The sequence below is a fragment of the Vibrio sp. 99K-1 genome, from assembly GCF_013114585.1.
Lineage (GTDB): Bacteria > Pseudomonadota > Gammaproteobacteria > Enterobacterales > Vibrionaceae > Vibrio > Vibrio chagasii_B.
In genome coordinates, this window is record NZ_VTXF01000066.1 from 1 (window position 1) to 1019 (window position 1019).

Sequence of the window (1019 nt, forward strand, 5' to 3'; positions counted from 1 at the left end):
AGAGTATCCGTCGCCTCTTGGCTTGTTCTCAGATTACGAATGTCATCAAAACTCTGTAACGCTTTAAAGTATTCAACCAACTGCGGGATTGTTTGAATTTTAAAAACTGACGCGCGATTGAACCCTTTATCTGGCGCAACAAAGGCTTCTTGCCACTTGTACTCCAACGCTTGAACGGCATAGAACATCCACTCTTGCAGCTCTGCAAACGCTAACTCAGCGTTCAAGGCCTCTTTTGTCAGTACGCTGTAATGCACTGGGTTAGCATAATAACGGTCTGCCTGTTGTTGCTGATTTTCACCCAACTGCGCAATCAGTCGCTCAGCTTCTGCAGTGAACCCTGCCAGCCTTTCCACTTCATAAGCCAGGTAGCTCATCGACTTCGCGATGTCCACTTCAGCCGCTTTGAGCTCTAACATGAGCGCTTTAATGCGCGCCTTAGAATTCACGTCAAGTAAACCGCGCTCAAGACCTCGGATTGTCGCACGCTCTAACACTGCCAAAGTTTGTGTGTACTCAATAGCGTCATCACGCGGCACGTCTTTCAGGTCTTCCTTTAAGCTAGCCAACGCCGCTTGCACTGCGGATAAATCGACGTTGCCCGCTTCGCTAACAAAGTCATCCAGCGTGTCTAAATCGTCCTGTTTCAGTAACTCACTAATATCGACATAAGCGTTGCCTGACGAGGAACCATTGCGTTCCGCATCTCGTTTCGCTTCAAGCAACTGGCTCAACGACAACTCATTCTGACCAAACTGCACCATGATTTTATCAATCGCATCATGAACTTGCTTCTCTTGCTCAAGACGCTCCATCTCAATGGTGATGTTGCCTTCGATAGTTTGACGTGCTTTCTGTGCTCGCTCGACGCCTAGCGTCGCTGCTTTGATGCTTTGTTGCTGTTGAGCGATTAAGCTGCCTTTTCTCTGCGCTTGCGTCTGGCTCGCGCACAGGTTATCGCCTTGTCCTACCGTACAACCCAGCAGTTTAAACAACTGGTTATTCAGCGCTTGCTGCTC

At 48.8% G+C, this 1019-nt stretch carries 1 pseudogene; it reads right to left on the reverse strand.

Annotated features, from left to right (window positions below):
* Positions 1-1019, reverse strand: a pseudogene (locus F0228_RS25620) (hypothetical protein); the annotation flags it as partial.